This window comes from Streptomyces sp. NPDC001135 (assembly GCF_053598395.1).
In genome coordinates, this window is sequence record NZ_JBSFKD010000035.1 from 17,864 (window position 1) to 36,335 (window position 18,472).

Sequence of the window (18,472 nt, forward strand, 5' to 3'; positions counted from 1 at the left end):
ATGTCGAACGACGACAAGCTCAGGGACTACCTCAAGCGCGTGATGGTGGACCTGCGCCAGACCCGCAGGCAGCTGGGTGAGCTGGAGGCGAAGGACACCGAGCCCATCGCCATCGTCGGGATGGCCTGCCGCTACCCGGGCGGGGTCGGCTCGCCCGAGGACCTGTGGCAGCTGGTCTCCTCGGGCGGCGACGGCGTGTCCGGGTTCCCCGCCGACCGCGGCTGGGACCTGGACACGATCTACGACCCGGAGCCCGGGCGGACCGGCCGCACATACGTGCGCGAGGGCGGCTTCCTCTACGACGCCGCCGAGTTCGACCCCGCGTTCTTCGGGATATCCCCCCGTGAGGCCCTGGTCATGGACCCGCAGCAGCGGCTGCTCCTGCAGACTTCCTGGGAGGCCTTCGAACGCGCGGGCATCGACCCCGCCACCGCACGCGGCACCCGGGCCGGCGTGTTCGTCGGCACCAACGGCCAGGACCACGCCTACCTCCAGCGGCAGGGCGACAGCGACATCGAGGCCCACCTCGTCACCGCGAACACCGCCGCCGTGGTCTCCGGCCGGATCTCCTACGCCCTCGGCCTCGAAGGCCCGGCCGTCACCGTGGACACGGCCTGCTCGTCCTCGCTGGTGGCGCTCCACCTGGCCGCCCAGGCGCTGCGCCGCGGCGAGTGCTCGCTCGCCCTGGCCGGCGGCGTGACCGTGATGGCCACCCCGCACACCTTCATCGCGTTCAGCGCGCAGCGCGGCCTGTCGCCCGACGGCCGCTGCCGCGCGTTCTCCTCGACCGCCGACGGCACGGGCATGTCCGAAGGCGTCGGCGTGCTCCTGCTGGAGCGGCTGTCCGACGCCCGTCGGCTCGGCCACGACGTGCTCGCCGTCATCCGCGGCAGCGCCGTGAACCAGGACGGCGCCTCCAACGGCCTCACCGCCCCGAACGGCCCGTCGCAGGAGCGCGTGATCCGGCAGGCCCTGGAGAACGCCCGCCTGACCGCCTCCCAGGTCGACGCGGTCGAGGCGCACGGCACGGCCACCACCCTCGGCGACCCGATCGAGGCCGAGGCGCTCCTCGCCACGTACGGCCAGGAACACGCGGAGGACCGGCCGCTGTGGCTGGGATCCGTGAAGTCCAACATCGGCCACACACAGGCGGCTTCCGGCGTCGCCGGTGTGATCAAGATGGTGATGGCCATCCGCAACGGCGTCCTGCCGCAGACGCTGCACGTGGACGAGCCGACCGCCCAGGTCGACTGGTCGGCGGGCGGCGTAAGGCTGCTGACCGAGGCCGTCCAGTGGCCCGAGTCGGACCACCCCCGCCGCGCCGCCGTCTCGTCCTTCGGTGTCAGCGGCACCAACGCGCACACGATCATCGAGCAGGCCCCGGCCCTCGACGAGGAACCCGCCCCCGGGACGGCCGCCCCGGGACCGGTCCCGTGGGTGCTGTCGGCGAAGAGCGACGCGGCGCTGCGCGCCCAGGCGGAGCGCCTGCTCTCCTTCCTGGAGGACGGCCGGAGCGGCGGCAGCGGCCCCGGCCGCTCGCCGGCCGACATCGGTTTCTCCCTCGCCACGACGCGCACCGCCTGGGATCGCCGGGCGGCCGTCGTCGGTGAGAGCCTGGAGGAACTCACCGAGGGCGTACGGGCACTGGCGTCCGGCACCCCGTCCGCGGCCGTCGTCCAGAACGCGGCCCGCCTCGGCGACAAGACCGGGTTCCTGTTCTCCGGCCAGGGCTCGCAGCGGGCCGGCATGGGACGTGAACTCTACGACACGTTCCCGGCGTTCGCCGCGGCCTACGACGAGATCCGCGCCCACCTCGACGTCACCCTCGACGCGGACGCGGAGCAACTCAACCAGACCGGTTGCACCCAGCCTGCGTTGTTCGCGGTCGAGGTGGCGTTGTTCCGGTTGCTGGAGTCGTGGGGTGTGCGGCCGGATTACTTGGCCGGTCATTCGGTGGGTGAGATCGCTGCCGCGCATGTGGCGGGTGTGTTGTCGCTGGGGGATGCGGCGAAGCTGGTGTCGGCGCGTGCCGCGCTGATGCAGGCCCTGCCTGCGGGCGGGGCGATGGTGGCGGTGCAGGCGAGCGAGGACGAGGTGCTGCCGCACCTGACCGACGGGGTTGGTATCGCCGCGGTCAACGGCCCGCGGTCCGTGGTCGTTTCCGGTGCTCAGGACGCGGTCCTGGCGGTTGCCGAGGTGTTCGCTGCTCAGGGTCGTAAGACGTCCCGTCTGAAGGTCAGCCATGCGTTCCACTCGCCGTTGATGGATCCGATGCTGGCGGAGTTCGCGCAGGTCGTCAGTGGTCTGGCCTTCGAGGAGCCGCGGATCCCGGTGGTCTCGAACCTCACCGGCGGGCTGGCCGAGCCGTACACCCCCGAGTACTGGGTGCGGCACGTCCGTGAGGCGGTCCGGTTCGCCGACGGTGTGCGGACCCTGCACGAGCTGGGTGTGGCCACGTTCGTGGAGATCGGCCCCGGCGGTGTCCTCAGCGGCATGGCACAGGGCTGTGTCGACGACGTCGTCACCGTCCCCGTACTCCGAGCCGACCGCCCCGAGCGTCAGGCCGTCGTCACCGCGCTCGCCGAACTGCACGTCAGCGGCGCCGGAGTGGACTGGCACGCCTTCTTCCCAGGCGCCCGGCGCGTCGACCTGCCCACCTACGCATTCCAGCAGCAGCGCTACTGGCTGGAGACCCCCGAGACCGAGACGGCCGCCGTGGACGCGGTCGACGCCGACTTCTGGGCGAGCGTCGAGCGCGAGGACGCCCAGGCCCTCGCCGCCACGCTGGAACTGAGCCCCGACGAACTGGACGTCGTCGTCCCCAAGCTGTCCGCCTGGCGGCGCCGGCGACGCGAGCAGTCCGCCGTGGACGGCTGGCGCTACCAGCTGGCCTGGCAGCCGCTGAACGGCCTGTCCGCCGGTGACCTCTCCGGCAGCACATGGCTGTTCGCCGCGCCCGAGGGCGACGAGTGGGCCCAGACGGTCCGCGTGTCCCTCGCCGGACGCGGCGCGCACCTGATCCCGCTGACGGTCGGCGCCGACGCCGACCGAGCGTCCCTCGCCGGCCAGCTGACCCGGGCCGCAGCCGAAGCAGGATCGCCCGACGGCGTCCTGTCGCTGCTCGCCACCGACGAGACCGCCTGCCCCGGGCACCCCGCGCTCTCCCAGGGCCTCGCGCAGACCGCGGCCCTGGCCCAGGCGCTGGGCGACGCGGGCGTCGACGCGCCGCTGTGGTGCGTCACCCGCGGCGCGGCCGCCACCGGCCGCTTCGACGACGCACCGCTCAGCGCGGTGCAGAACCAGGTGTGGGGCCTCGGCCGCACCCTCGCCCTGGAGCACCCCAGGCGCTGGGGCGGCCTGATCGACCTGCCCACTGCCGTCGACGAGCGCGCCGCCAGCCGTATCGCCGCCGTCCTGTCCCAGAGCACCGACATGGCGGAGGACCAGGTCGCCGTCCGCGCCTCCGGCGTGTTCACCGCCCGGCTCGCCCACGCCCGAAACGGCGCCGGCCGGCCGTGGTCGCCGCGCGGCACGGCGCTGATCACCGGCGGTACGGGCGCGCTGGGCGGGCACGTCGCCCGCTGGCTCGCCGGCGCCGGTGCCGAACACCTGGTGCTCACCAGCCGCCGCGGCCCGGACGCGCCCGGTGCGACCGCGCTCAAGGCCGAACTGGAGGAGCTGGGAGCACGCGTCACCCTCGCCGTGTGCGACGTCGCCGACCGGGACGCGGTGGCGGCGCTGCTCACCGAGCACACCTTCACCTCCGTCTTCCACACCGCGGGCGTGGAACAGCTCGCCCCCTTCGACGACCTGACGCCGGCCGACTTCGCCCGCACGGTCGCGGCGAAGGCCGGCGGCGCCGCGCACCTGGACGAACTGCTCGGCGACCGCGAGCTGGACGCCTTCGTCCTCTTCTCCTCGATCGCCGGCGTGTGGGGCAGCGGACGGCAGACCGCGTACGCGGCCGGCAACGCCTTCCTCGACGGGCTCGCCGCCCGGCGCAGGGCCCGCGGCCTGACCGCCACCGCGATCGCCTGGGGTCCCTGGGCCGACGGCGGCATGGTCACCGACGCCGACGAGGAGCACCTGCGCCGCCGCGGCGTCGTCACGCTGCCCGCCGCACTCGCCGTCACCGCGGTCCAGCGGGCCCTGGACTGCGACGACACCGCGGTCGTCGTGGCCGACGTCGACTGGGAACGGTTCATCGGACCGTTCACCCTCGGCCGCCCGAGCGCTCTGCTGTCCGAGCTGCCCGAGGTGCGCCGCGCCGGCACCCCCGCACCGGCCGACGCCGCCACCGGCGCCCCGCCCCTGGCGGCCCGGCTCGCCGGACTGCCGGAGGCCGACCGCACACAGACCCTGATCGACCTGGTCCGCGCGCACGTCGCGGCCGTCCTGGGCCACTCCTCGGCGACGGAGGTCGAGCCCGACCGGGCCTTCAAGGACCTCGGCTTCGACTCCCTGACCGCCGTCGAACTCCGCAACAAGGTCAACACGGCGACCGGCCTCGCCCTGCCGCCCACGCTGGTCTTCGACTACCCCAACGCCACCGCGCTCGCCCGCTTCCTGCACAGCGAGCTGCTCGGCTCGCGGACCGCCGCGCCGCACGACCAGCACGCGGCCGCCGCCGACGACGAGCCCATCGCCATCGTGGCGATGAGCTGCCACCTGCCCGGCGGCGTCGACTCGCCCGAGGCTCTTTGGGACCTGGTGGCGTCCGGCGGCGACGCCATCTCCGCCTTCCCGTCGAACCGCGGCTGGGACGTCGAGGCCCTCTACGACACCGACCCCGATCGCCCCGGCAAGACGTACGCGCGCGACGGCGGATTCCTCTACGGCGCCACCGACTTCGACGCCGGCTTCTTCGGGATCTCACCGCGCGAGGCACTCGCGATGGACCCCCAGCAGCGCCTCCTGCTGGAGACCTCGTGGGAGGCCTTCGAGCGGGCCGGGATCGCCCCCGCGCAGCTGCGCGGCAGCCGGACCGGCGTGTTCGTCGGCATGGCCTACCAGGGCTACGGGGCCGATGTGCGCCGCACACCGGAAGGCGTCGAAGGACACCGGCTCGTCGGCGGCGCGTCCAGCGTCGTCTCCGGCCGGGTGGCCTACACCTTCGGCCTCGAAGGCCCCGCCGTCACGATCGACACGGCCTGCTCGTCGTCCCTGGTCGCCCTGCACCTGGCCCTGCAGTCGCTGCGCAACGGCGAGTGCACGATGGCGCTGGCCGGCGGTGTCACGGTCATGGCCAGCCCGAACGTCTTCGTCGAGTTCAGCCGGCAGCGCGGCCTGTCGCCCGACGGCCGCTGCAGGGCGTTCGGCGCGGACGCGGACGGCACCGGCTGGTCCGAGGGCGTGGGCGTGGTGCTCGTGGAGCGCCTCTCCGACGCCGTGCGCAACGGCCACGAGGTCCTGGCGGTGGTGCGGGGCAGCGCCGTCAACCAGGACGGTGCGTCCAACGGCCTGACCGCGCCGAACGGTCCGGCGCAGCAGCGGGTGATCCGCCAGGCGCTGGCCTCGGCCGGGCTCGCTCCGGGCGACGTGGACGCCGTCGAGGCGCACGGCACGGGCACGACGCTGGGCGACCCGATCGAGGCGCAGGCGTTGCTCGCCACGTACGGCCGGGAGCGGCCCGAAGGACAGCCGCTGTGGCTGGGCTCGCTGAAGTCCAACATCGGCCACACGCAGGCCGCGGCGGGCGTGGCCGGTGTGATCAAGATGGTGATGGCGATGCGGCACGGCATCCTGCCGCGGACCCTGCACGCGGACGAGCCGACGCCGCACGTCGACTGGACGGCCGGTGACGTCCGGCTGCTGACCGAGGCCGCCGACTGGCCCGAGTCCGACCGCCCGCGCCGGGCCGCGATCTCGTCCTTCGGGGTCAGCGGCACCAACGCCCACACCATCATCGAGCAGGCCCCCGCCACGGCGGAGCTGCCGCCCACGGCCGACTCCGGCACGCTCGTGCCGTGGGTGCTGTCGGGCAAGGGCGAGCCGGCGCTGCGCGCACAGGCGGCCCGGCTGGCCGGCCACCTCGACGCCAGGGACGACTGGACGGCTCCCGACATCGCCCTCTCCCTGGCCGCCCGCGAGACGTTCGAGGACCGCGCGGTGCTCCTGGCGCACGGCCCGGACCAGCTCCGGCAGGCCCTCACGGCCCTCGCCGCCGGCGAACCGGCGGCGAACGTGACGCTGGGACGCGCCCGCTCCGAAGGCAAGGTCGGTTTCCTGTTCTCGGGTCAGGGGTCGCAGCGCCTGGGGATGGGGCGCGAGTTGTACGAGGCGTTCCCGGTCTTCGCGGATGCGTACGACGAGGTGTGTGCGCTTCTGGACGCGCCGGTCGACGTCGATGCGGAAGCGCTTCACCAGACGGGTTCGGCGCAGCCCGCGTTGTTCGCGGTCGAGGTGGCGTTGTTCCGGCTGCTGGAGTCGTGGGGTGTGCGGCCGGACTACGTGGCCGGTCATTCGGTGGGTGAGATCGCTGCCGCGCATGTGGCGGGTGTGTTCTCGCTGGAGGATGCGGCGAAGCTGGTGTCGGCGCGTGCCGCGCTGATGCAGGCCCTGCCCGCGGGTGGGGCGATGGTCGCGGTGCAGGCCGACGAAGAGGAGGTCCTGCCGTACCTGACCGACGGGGTCGGTATCGCGGCGGTCAACGGGCCTCAGTCGGTTGTGGTCTCCGGGGTCGAGGACGCGGTCCTGGAGATCGCCGAGGTCTTCGCCCAACGGGGCCGTAAGACTTCCCGGTTGAAGGTCAGCCATGCGTTCCACTCGCCGTTGATGGACCCGATGCTGGCGGAGTTCGCGCAGGTCGTCAGCGATCTGGTCTTCAACGAGCCGCGGATTCCGGTCGTTTCGAACCTCACCGGCCGGCTGGCCGAGCCGTACACCCCCGAGTACTGGGTGCGGCACGTGCGTGAAGCGGTGCGCTTCGCCGACGGCATCGAGACCCTGCACGGCCTGGGTGTGACGACCTTCGTCGAGATCGGCCCGGGTGGTGTCCTCAGTGCCCTGACGCAGGCCTGCGCGGACGACGCGGTCGCCGTGCCCGTCCTGCGGGCCGACCGCCCCGAGCGGCAGGCACTCCTCACCGCGCTCGCCGAACTGCACGTGCACGGCGTCTCCCCTGACTGGCAGGCGCTCTTCCCTGGCGCTCACCGCGTCACCCTGCCCACCTACGCCTTCCAGCGCGAGCGCTTCTGGCTGGAAGGGGACGAGGACCCGGCCGCCGACGGCACCCCGGCCGACACGGCGGACTCCGGCTTCTGGGACACCGTGGAGCGCGAGGACGTGGAGTCCCTCGCCGCGACCCTGGGCGTCGGCGCGGACGCCTCACTGAGCGCGATCCTGCCCCGGCTGTCCGCGTGGCGCCGGCAGCGCCGCGAGCAGTCCGTGGTCGACGGCTGGCGCTACCGCGTCACATGGAAGCCGCTCGGCGCGCTCCCGCAGCCCGGCGCGTCCGGTACCTGGCTGCTCGTCGTGGCCGGGGAGAGCGAGTGGACCGCCTCGGTCCGCACCGCGCTCGGCGAACGCGGCCTGGAACTGGTGACCCTCGTCGCCGGGCCCGGCACCGACCGCCGGACGCTGGCCCGCGACCTGGCCGGCGTCGGCCCGGTGGCCGGCGTGCTGTCCCTGCTCGCCGAGGACGAGGGCGCCTCGGTCGGCCACCCCGGCCTGTCGCACGGCCTCGCCGCGACCCTCTGCCTGGTGCAGGCGCTCGGCGACGCGGGTGTGGACGCCCCGCTGTGGTGCGCCACGCGCGGCGCGGTGGCCACCGGCCGCTCCGACCGCGTGGACCGCCCGTTGCAGTCGCAGGTGTGGGGCTTCGGCCGGGCGGCGGCGCTGGAACACCCGCAGCGCTGGGGCGGGCTGATCGACCTCCCCGAGTTGTTGGACGCCCGAAGTGCGGCCCGCGTGGCCGCCGCCCTCGGCCAGGCGGCCGAGGACCAGGTGGCGGTCCGCGCCTCGGGCGTCTTCGGGCGCAGGCTCGTCCGGGCCGCCCGCCCCACCGGCCCCGCCCAAGGGTGGTCGCCGCGCGGCACGGTGCTGGTCACCGGTGGGACGGGTGCGCTGGGCGGGCACGTCGCCCGCTGGCTCGCCGGCGCGGGCGCGGAGCACCTGGTGCTCACCAGCCGCCGGGGCCCCGCGGCGCCCGGTGCCGCGGAACTCGTCACGGAGCTGGAGGAGCTCGGCGCGAGGGCGACCGTGGTGGCCTGTGACGCGGCCGACCGGGACGCCCTGCGGGCGCTGCTGGCCGAGCACCCCGTCAACGCCGTCGTCCACGCCGCAGGCGTCGGCGACCACGTCATGATCGAGGACTCCGACCCGGCCGGGTTCGCCGGCACGGTGGCGGCCAAGGCCGCGGGCGCCACGCACCTGGACGAACTGCTGGCCGGTCAGGAGCTCGACGCGTTCGTCATGTTCTCCTCGGGCGCCGGTGTCTGGGGTGGCGCGAGCCAGGGCGCGTACGCGGCGGCCAACGCCTACCTGGACGCCCTCGCCGAGTACCGGCGGGCCCGCGGGCGCACCGCGCTCGCCGTCTCCTGGGGCGGCTGGGCCGAGGGCGGCATGGCCGGCGTCGGCGACGGAGAGGAGATGCTGCGCCGCCGCGGCCTGCCGCCGATGCGGCCCGCGCTCGCGATCTCCGCGCTCCAGCAGGCGCTGGCCGACGACGAGACCGCCCTGACCGTCGCGGACTTCGACTGGGAGCGGTTCATCGGCCCGTTCACCGTCACCCGCGCCAGCGCTCTGCTCCTGGACGTGCCCGAGGCGCGCCGCGCCCTGGAGGCCCCGGCCTCCGGCGGCGCCGCAGCCGGCAACGCGCTCGCCGCGAAGCTGACCGGGCTGCCGGCGGGCGAGCAGGACCGCACGCTGGTGGACCTCGTCCGCACGCACGCGGCCGCCGTGCTCGGCCACGACGGCGCCGCGGCGGTGGAGCCCGGCCGGGCGTTCAACGACCTCGGCTTCGACTCGCTCACCGCCGTCGAACTGCGCAACAAGCTCACGGCCGACACCGGCCTGAAACTGCCCACCACGCTGGTCTTCGACTACCCGAACGCCACGGCCCTGGCCCGGTTCCTGCGCGCCGAACTGCTCGGATCGCAGGCCGGCGCGCCGCAGGAGCAGCACACGGCCACCGCCGGCGACGAGCCCATCGCGATCGTGGCCATGAGCTGCCGCCTCCCCGGCGGCGTCGGCTCGCCCGAGGACCTGTGGCAGCTCGTGACGTCCGGCGGTGACGCGATCTCCGGCTTCCCCGAGGACCGCGGGTGGGACGTCGAGGGCCTCTACGACCCCGACCCGGGCACCCCGGGCAAGACGTACGCGCGCGACGGCGGATTCCTCTACGACGCGGGCGACTTCGACGCCGCCCTGTTCGGGATCTCGCCGCGCGAGGCGCTCGCGATGGATCCCCAGCAGCGCCTGCTGCTGGAGGCCTCGTGGGAGGCGTTCGAACGGGCCGGCATCGACCCGGCCTCCCTGAAGGGCAGCCGCACGGGCGTGTTCGTCGGCATGTCCTACCAGGGCTACGGCGCGGGCCTCCCGCAGGTCCCGGAAGGCGTCGAGGGGCACCTGCTCACCGGCGGAGCCGCGAGCGTCGTCTCCGGGCGCGTGGCCTACTCGTTCGGCCTGGAGGGCCCGGCCGTCACCGTGGACACGGCGTGCTCGTCGTCGCTGGTGGCCCTGCACCTGGCCATCCAGTCGCTGCGCAACGGCGAGAGCACGATGGCCGTCGCGGGCGGTGTGAACGTCATGGCCGTACCGGCCGCGTTCGTGGAGTTCAGCCGGCAGCGCGGGCTGTCCGCCGACGGCCGCTGCAAGGCGTTCGGCGCCGGCGCGGACGGCACGGGCTGGGCGGAGGGCGTGGGCGTGGTGCTCGTGGAGCGCCTCAGCGACGCCGTGCGCAACGGCCACGAGGTCCTCGCGGTCGTGCGGGGCAGCGCGGTCAACCAGGACGGCGCGTCCAACGGCCTGACCGCGCCCAACGGTCCGGCACAGCAGCGGGTCATCCGGCAGGCCCTGGCCTCCGCCGGGCTCACCGAGGCCGATGTCGACGCGGTGGAGGCGCACGGCACGGGCACCGCGCTGGGCGACCCGATCGAGGCGCAGGCGCTGATCGCCACGTACGGGCAGGGGCGGCCGGAGGACCGGCCGCTGTGGCTGGGCTCGCTGAAGTCCAACATCGGTCACGCGCAGGCGGCGTCCGGCGTGGCCGGTGTGATCAAGATGGTGATGGCGATGCGCCACGGCGTTCTTCCGCGGACGCTGCACGCCGATGAACCGACGCCGCACGTGGACTGGTCGGCGGGCGCCGTGCGGCTGCTGACCGAGGCCGTCGACTGGCCGGAGACGGACCGCCCGCGCCGGGCCGCCGTGTCCTCCTTCGGCGTCAGCGGCACCAACGCCCACACCATCATCGAACAGGCCCCCGTGACCGAACCGGCCGCCGTCGCACCGGTCGAGGTCGCCTCCGCGACCGTGCCGTGGGTGCTGTCCGGCAAGTCCGAGGCCGCCCTGCGCGCCCAGGCCGAGCGCCTGCTGTCCCTCACCGCGGACGGCGCCGAACCGTCCCTGACCGACGTCGGCTTCTCGCTGGCGACCACCCGGGCCGCCCTGGAGCACCGCGCCGCCGTGGCCGGCGCCGACCGCGGCCGGATCGCCGAGGGCCTGCGGGCCGTGGCCTCGGGAGCGCCCGCTCCCGGCGTCGTCCTCGGCCGCGCCGACACCGGCCAGGTCGGGTTCCTGTTCTCCGGGCAGGGCTCGCAGCGGCCCGGCATGGGTCGGGAACTGTACGAGGCGTTCCCGGTCTTCGCGGAGGCGTACGACGAGGTGTGCGCCCACCTCGACCGGCACCTCGACCGGCCGCTGCGGGACGTGGCCTTCGGCGCGAACGGTCACGAGGACGGCGAGGAGCTGAACCGCACCGCCTTCACCCAGCCGGCGCTGTTCGCGCACGAGGTCGCCGTCCACCGCCTGCTGGAGTCATGGGGCGTGCGGCCGGACTACCTGGCCGGGCACTCCGTCGGCGAGATCGCGGCCGCGCACGTGGCCGGGGCCCTGTCGCTGGAGGACGCGGCCGCCCTGGTGACGGCTCGTGCCGCGCTGATGCAGGCCCTGCCCGCCGGCGGAGCGATGATCGCCGTCCAGGCCACCGAGGACGAGGTGCTGGCGCACCTCACCGACGCCGTCGGCATCGCGGCGATCAACGGCCCGCGGTCCGTCGTGGTCTCCGGAGCCGAGGACGCCGTAGCGGCCGTCGCGGACGTCTTCGCCGGGCAGGGCCGCAAGACCTCCCGGCTCACCGTCAGCCACGCGTTCCACTCGCCGCTGATGGACCCGGTGCTGGAGGACTTCGCCCGCGTCGTCGGCGGTCTGCGCTTCGAGACGCCCCGGACACCGGTCGTCTCGAACCTCACCGGTGAGCTCATCGACACCTACACGGCGGACTACTGGGTCCGGCACGTCCGCGAGGCCGTGCGCTTCGCCGACGGGATCCGGACCCTGGGCGAGCTGGGCGTGACCACGTTCGTGGAGACCGGCCCCGGCGCGGTGCTGAGCGCCATGGCCCAGGGCTGCCTGGACGGCGCGGTCACCGTTCCCTCCACACGGTCCGGCAGCCCCGAGCCCGAGGCGGTCACCGGTGCCGTGGCGCAGCTCCACGTGCACGGCGTCCCCGTCGACTGGCAGGCGTTCTTCGCCGGCCGCGGCGCCCGCCGCGCCGACCTGCCGACCTACGCCTTCCAGCACCAGCGGTACTGGCTGCGGACCACCGCGCCCACGGCCGCCGTCGCCGGGACCGACGCGGTGGAGGCCGGGTTCTGGGAGACGGTGGAACGCGAGGACGCCCAGTCCCTCGCCACCACCCTCGACCTGCCCGCCGAGCAGCTGGACGCGGTGCTGCCCCGGCTGTCCGCCTGGCGCCGGCAGCAGCGCCGGGAGTCCGCCGTGGAAGGCTGGTCCTACCGCACGGGCTGGAAGCCGCTCAGCGGCCTCCGGACGAAGAACGAACTGCCGGGCGACTGGCTGTTCCTGGTCACCGAGCACACCGAGGACTCCGACGCCGTCGAGTGGACCGCCGCCGTCGCCGACGGGCTCGCCGCCCTCGGAGCCCGGCTGGTCCGGGTGGCGGTCGATCCGGCCGCCGACCGCGGCGCCCTGCTGCGGCAGCTCGGCGACGCCGTCCGTAGGACCCCGGTCGACGGTGTCATCTCCCTGCTCGGCACCGACGAGCGGTCCCACGCCGGACACCCGGCCCTCTCCGTCGGCACCGCACTGTCCCTCGCGCTCGTCCAGGCCCTGGGCGACGCGGGCATCGACGCCCCGCTGTGGGCGCTGACCAGGTCCGCCATGTCCACCGGCCGTGCGGACGCGGTGCCGAGCGCCGCCCAGAACGCGGTCTGGGGTCTGGGCCGGGTGGCGGCGCTGGAGCACGCGCCGCGCTGGGGCGGTCTGATCGACCTCCCGGACACGTTCGACGACCGGGTCGCCGGCCGCCTCGCCGCGGTGCTCGGCCAGTCGGCCGAGGACCAGGTCGCGATCCGCGCCCACGGCGTGTTCGGCCGCAGGCTCTCCCACGCCGCCACCCGCCGGAACACACGGGCCGGGCAGCGGTGGTCGCCGCGCGGCACGGTGCTGGTCACCGGTGGGACGGGTGCGCTGGGCGGGCACGTCGCCCGCTGGCTCGCCGGCGCCGGCACCGAACACCTGGTGCTCACCAGCCGCCGGGGCCCCGCGGCGCCCGGTGCCGCGGAACTCGTCGCGGAACTGGAGGCGGCGGGCGTCCGTGTCACCGTCGCCGCGTGTGACGTCGCCGACCGTGCGGCGCTGGCCGCGCTGCTCGCCGAGCACCCGGTGAACGCCGTCGTCCACACGGCGGGCGTGGACCACCTGGAGCCGCTGGCGGCCATGACGCCGGGCGCCTTCGCCGACGTGCTGTCCGCCAAGGCGGCCGGCGCCCTGCACCTCGACGCGCTCCTCGCCGACCGGGACCTCGACGCCTTCGTCCTCTTCTCGTCCATCGCCGGCGTGTGGGGCAGCGGCTACCAGGCCGCCTACGCGGCGGCCAACGCCCTGCTCGACGGGCTCGCCGAACGCCGCCGGGCCCAAGGCCTGCCGGCCACCGCCGTGGCCTGGGGCCCGTGGGCCGGCGGCGGCATGGCCGAGAGCGAAGGCGCGGACGAACGACTGCGTCGCCGCGGTCTGATTCCGATGCCCGCCGCGCTCGCCGTGGCCGCCCTCCGGCAGGCGCTGGACTCCGGCGCGGCGACCGCCACCGTGGTCGACGTGGACTGGGAGCGGTTCCTGCCCCCGTTCACCGTGGGCCGCCCGAGCGCCCTGCTCGGCGACCTCCCGGAGGCCGAGCGGATCGTCACCGAGGACAGCGACGCCGGCCGGCCCGGCACCGCCGCCTCGCCCCTGGCCGGCCGCCTCACCGGGATGCCCGAGACCGAGCAGCAGGCGCTGCTGGTCGACCTCGTCCGCACGCACGCCGCGGCCGTCCTCGGCCACAGCGGCACCGGCGAGGTCGAGGCCGGCCGGGCCTTCAAGGACCTGGGCTTCGACTCCCTGACCGCCGTCGAACTGCGCAACGAGCTCAATGCCGAGACCGGCCTCGTCCTGCCCGCCACGCTGGTCTTCGACCACCCCAACGCCCAGGCACTCGCCCGGCACCTGCGCACCGAGCTCACCGGCAGCACCGCTACGGCGGCACCGGAGACGGCCACCGCACTCGCCGCGGACGACGACCCCATCGCGATCGTCGGCATGGCGTGCCGGTATCCGGGCGGGGTGCGTTCGCCGGAGGACCTGTGGCAGCTGGTGGCCTCCGGTGGTGACGCGGTCGGTGAGTTCCCGGCGGACCGGGGCTGGGACGTGGAGGACATCTACGACCCGGACCCGGAGGCGTCCGGGAAGACGTACACGCGCCGCGGTGGATTCCTGTACGAGGCGGGGGAGTTCGACCCGGGGTTCTTCGGGATCAGTCCGCGTGAGGCCGTGGCGATGGATCCGCAGCAGCGGTTGCTGCTGGAGACCACGTGGGAGACGTTCGAGCGGGCGGGTATCGACGCGGAGTCGGTGCGCGGCAGCCGTACCGGAGTCTTCGTCGGCTCCGGCTACCAGGACTACGCCGCCCAGGCATTCCACGCGATCGACGACTCCGAGGGCTTCTTCGGCACGGGCAACTCGGCGAGCATCATGTCCGGCCGCATCGCCTACACCCTCGGCCTGGAAGGACCGGCCGTCACCGTCGACACGGCGTGCTCCTCGTCGCTCGTCGCCCTGCACTGGGCGGTCCAGGCCCTCCGCAACGGCGAGTGCTCCATGGCGCTGGCCGGCGGCGTGATGGTCATGTCCACCCCCCGGGCCTTCGTGGAGTTCAGCCGCCAGCGCGGGCTGTCGCCCGACGGCCGCTGCAAGGCGTTCGGCGCCGGCGCGGACGGCACCGGCTGGGCGGAGGGCGTCGGCATGCTCCTGGTGGAGCGGCTGTCCGACGCCCGCCGCAACGGGCATCAAGTACTGGCCGTGGTGCGGGGCAGCGCCGTCAACCAGGACGGCGCGTCCAACGGCCTGACCGCGCCCAACGGTCCGGCGCAGCAGCGGGTCATCCGCCAGGCCCTGGCGTCGGCCGGCCTGTCTCCCGCCCAGATCGACGTCGTGGAGGCGCACGGTACGGGGACGAGGCTGGGTGACCCGATCGAGGCGCAGGCGCTGCTCGCCACGTACGGCCGGGAGCGGCCGGAGGGCCGGCCGCTGTGGCTGGGCTCGCTGAAGTCCAACATCGGCCACGCCCAGGCCGCCGCGGGTGTCGGCGGCATCATCAAGATGGTCATGGCCATGCGCCACGGTGTCCTGCCGCGGACCCTGCACGCCGATGAGCCGACGCCCCACGTGGACTGGTCGGCGGGCGACGTCCGGCTGCTGACCGAGGCCGTCGACTGGCCGGAGACCGATCACCCGCGCCGGGCCGCGATCTCGTCCTTCGGGGTCAGCGGCACCAACGCCCACACCATCATCGAACAGGCCCCGCCGGCCCAGGACGAAGAAGCCATCCCCGCCCCTGCCCCGGCCCTCCTGCCATGGGTGCTCTCCGCCAAGAGCAGTGCTGCGCTGCGCGACCAGGCACGACGGCTGCTGGCCTTCGTACAGGACGACACGTCACCGGCCGATGTCGGCTTCTCGCTGGCGACGACCCGCAGCGCCCTGCGCCACAGGGCGGCCGTCATCGGCGAGAGCTGTGACGACTTCCGCCGCGAGCTGGGCTGCCTGGCCGCCGGAACGCCGTCGCCCGGAGTCGTCCAGGGCCGGCCGGGAGGCAAGGTCGGTTTCCTGTTCTCGGGTCAGGGTTCGCAGCGCCTGGGGATGGGGCGTGAGTTGTACGAGGCGTTCCCGGTCTTCGCGGATGCGTACGACGAGGTGTGTGCGCGTCTGGACGCGCCGGTCGACGTCGACGCGGAATCGCTTCACCAGACGGGTTCGGCCCAGCCCGCGTTGTTCGCGGTCGAGGTGGCGTTGTTCCGGTTGCTGGAGTCGTGGGGTGTGCGGCCGGACTACGTGGCCGGTCACTCGGTGGGTGAGATCGCTGCCGCGCATGTGGCGGGTGTGTTGTCGCTGGGGGATGCGGCGAAGCTGGTGTCGGCGCGTGCCGCGCTGATGCAGGCCCTGCCCGCGGGTGGGGCGATGGTCGCGGTGCAGGCCGCCGAAGAGGAGGTCCTGCCGTACCTGACCGACGGGGTCGGTATCGCGGCGGTCAACGGGCCTCAGTCGGTTGTGGTCTCCGGGGTCGAGGACGCGGTCCTGGAGATCGCCGAGGTCTTCGCCCAACGGGGGCGTAAGACTTCCCGGTTGAAGGTCAGCCATGCGTTCCACTCGCCGTTGATGGATCCGATGCTGGCGGAGTTCGCGCAGGTCGTCAGCGGTCTGGCCTTCGAGGAGCCGCGGATTCCGGTGGTCTCGAACCTCACCGGCGGGCTGGCCGAGCCGTACACCCCCGAGTACTGGGTGCGGCACGTGCGTGAAGCGGTGCGCTTCGCCGACGGCATCGAGACCCTGCACGGCCTGGGTGTGACGACCTTCGTCGAGATCGGCACGGGTGGTGTCCTCAGTGCCCTGACGCAGGCCTGCGCGGACGACGCGGTCGCCGTGCCCGTCCTGCGGGCCGACCGCCCCGAGCGGCAGGCACTCGTCACGGCTCTGGCCCAACTGCACACGCACGGCGTGTCCGTGGACTGGAGCGCGTTCTTCGCCGGCGCGCGGAAGACCGACCTGCCGACGTACGCCTTCCAGCACGAGCGGTACTGGATCGACGCCCCGGAAACCACTGCCGCCGCGGTGGCGGATCCGGTGGACGCGGAGTTCTGGGAGACCGTGGAGCGCGAGGACCTGCAGGCCCTCGCCGAGACCCTGGACATCGGGGCGGGGGACGCGTTCAGCGACGTACTGCCGAGGCTGTCCTCGTGGCGGCGCCGGCGCAAGGAGCGGTCCACCGTGGACGGCTGGCGCTACGGCGTCACCTGGAAGGGGATTTCCGACCCCGCCCCGGAGGGTCCTGCCCGGAGCGGGACATGGCTGGTTCCCGTCAGCGCCGGGCAACTCGGCGACGACTGGGTCACCGCCTGCCTCGGCGGGCTGACGGAGGGGGGTCTGGCACCGCTGCCGGTCCCGGTCGAGCCGGCCACCGGTCGTGCGGACCTGACCGCGCAACTCGCCCAAGCGGCCGGTGGCGAGACCGTGGCGGGCGTCCTGTCGCTGCTCGCCCTCGACGGCGAGGCCGCCCCTGTGGCCGCCGCACTGACCGCCGGTGTCGCCCTGTCCGTGCTGCTCGTCCAGGCCCTGGGCGACGCGGGCATCGGTGCCCCGCTGTGGTGCGCGACCCGGAACGCGGTGGGCGTGACCCCCGGCGACGAGGTGACAGACCCGTACCAGTCCCAGGTCTGGGGTCTGGGCCGGGTGGCGGCGCTGGAGCACGCGCCGCGCTGGGGCGGTCTGATCGACCTCCCGGACACGTTCGACGACCGGGTCGCCGGCCGCCTCGCCGCGGTGCTCGGGCAGTCGGCCGAGGACCAGGTCGCGATCCGCGACCACGGGGTGTTCGCGCGGCGCCTGTCGCGTCTGCCCGCGGCCCAAAGCGACCGTTCGTGGTCGCCGCGCGGCACCGTCCTGATCACCGGAGGCACGGGTGCGCTGGGCGGGCACGTCGCCCGCTGGCTCGCCGGTGCCGGTGCGGAGCACCTGGTGCTCACCAGCCGCCGTGGTCCCGACGCCCCCGGCGCCGTCGACCTCAAGGCCGAACTGCAGGAGGCAGGGGTACGCGTGACCGTCGCCGCCTGTGACGTGGCGGACCGCGAGGCGCTGGCCGCGCTGCTCGCCGAGCACCCCGTGAACGCCGTCGTCCACACGGCCGGCACCGCCGAGGCGGGCATGCTCGCGGAGACGGGTCTCGGCGACTTCGCGGCGACGGTCGCCGCGAAGGCCCTCGGGGCCGTCCACCTCCACGAACTGCTCGGCGATCAGGAGCTGGACGCCTTCGTCCTCTTCTCCTCCGTCTCCGGCGTCTGGGGAGGCGGCGGACAGGCCGCCTACTCGGCCGCGAACGCCTTCCTCGACGGCCTGGCGCAGCACCGGCGGGCCCGGGGCCTCGCCGCCACCGCGATCGCCTGGGGCCCGTGGGGCGAGGGCGGCATGGTCGCCGACGCCGGTGACGAGGAGCGGCTGCGGCAGCGCGGCCTGACCGTGCTGCGGCCGGACCGGGCGATCTCCGCGCTGCACGGTGCGCTGAGCGGCGGGGACGGCACGCTCACCGTGGCGGACGTGGACTGGGAGCGGTTCGTCGTCCCGTTCACCGTCAGCAGGCCGAGCGCGCTGCTGAGCGACCTGCCCGAGGTCAGGGACGTCCTCGCGCAGGAGCCCGCCGAGCAGGCCGCGGAGCCGTCCGCGCTGAAGGAGAAGCTGTCCGCGCTGTCCGAGGGCGAACAGCAACGCCTGCTCGTGGACACGGTGTGCGCTCACGCGGCGGCCGTACTCGGCCACAGTGGCTCCGCGGCGGTGGAACCGGACCTGGCGTTCCGGGACCTCGGCTTCGACTCCCTGACCGCGGTGGAGCTGCGCAACCTGCTCACCGCCGACACCGGCCTGCCCCTGCCCGCGACGCTGGTCTTCGACCACCCGACGCCCGAGGCGATCGCCCGCCACCTCTGGAGCGAACTCGCCGGCGGGACGGGTCCGGTCGAGATGTCGGTCTTCAGCGAACTCGACCGTCTGGAGTCGGTGATCTCGACGGCCGCCTCCGCCGAGGAGACGGTCCGGTCAGGGGTGCGCAGGCGGCTGCAGGACCTGCTGTCCCTGGTGAACTCCACCGGAGAGCAAGGCACGGAATCCGCCGACGCGCAGCGGCAGCTGCAGGACGCGACGATCGACGACATCTTCGATCTGATCGATCAAGATCTAGAAAATTCCTAGTTCTTGGCGCTCTACCTTTAAC

General features: G+C 74.3%; 1 protein-coding gene. It reads left to right on the forward strand.

The annotated features are described in order from the left end of the window. Entirely contained in the window at positions 1 to 18,450 is an 18,450-nt protein-coding gene (locus tag ACWC94_RS33135) for a type I polyketide synthase (protein WP_450801003.1), read from the forward strand. Positions 18,451 to 18,472: the final 22 nt, after the last annotated feature.

Coding starts and splice junctions, on each gene's coding strand:
- ACWC94_RS33135 (WP_450801003.1), top strand. CDS start 1: ATGTCGAACGACGACAAGCTCAGGGACTACCTCAAGCGCGTGATGGTG.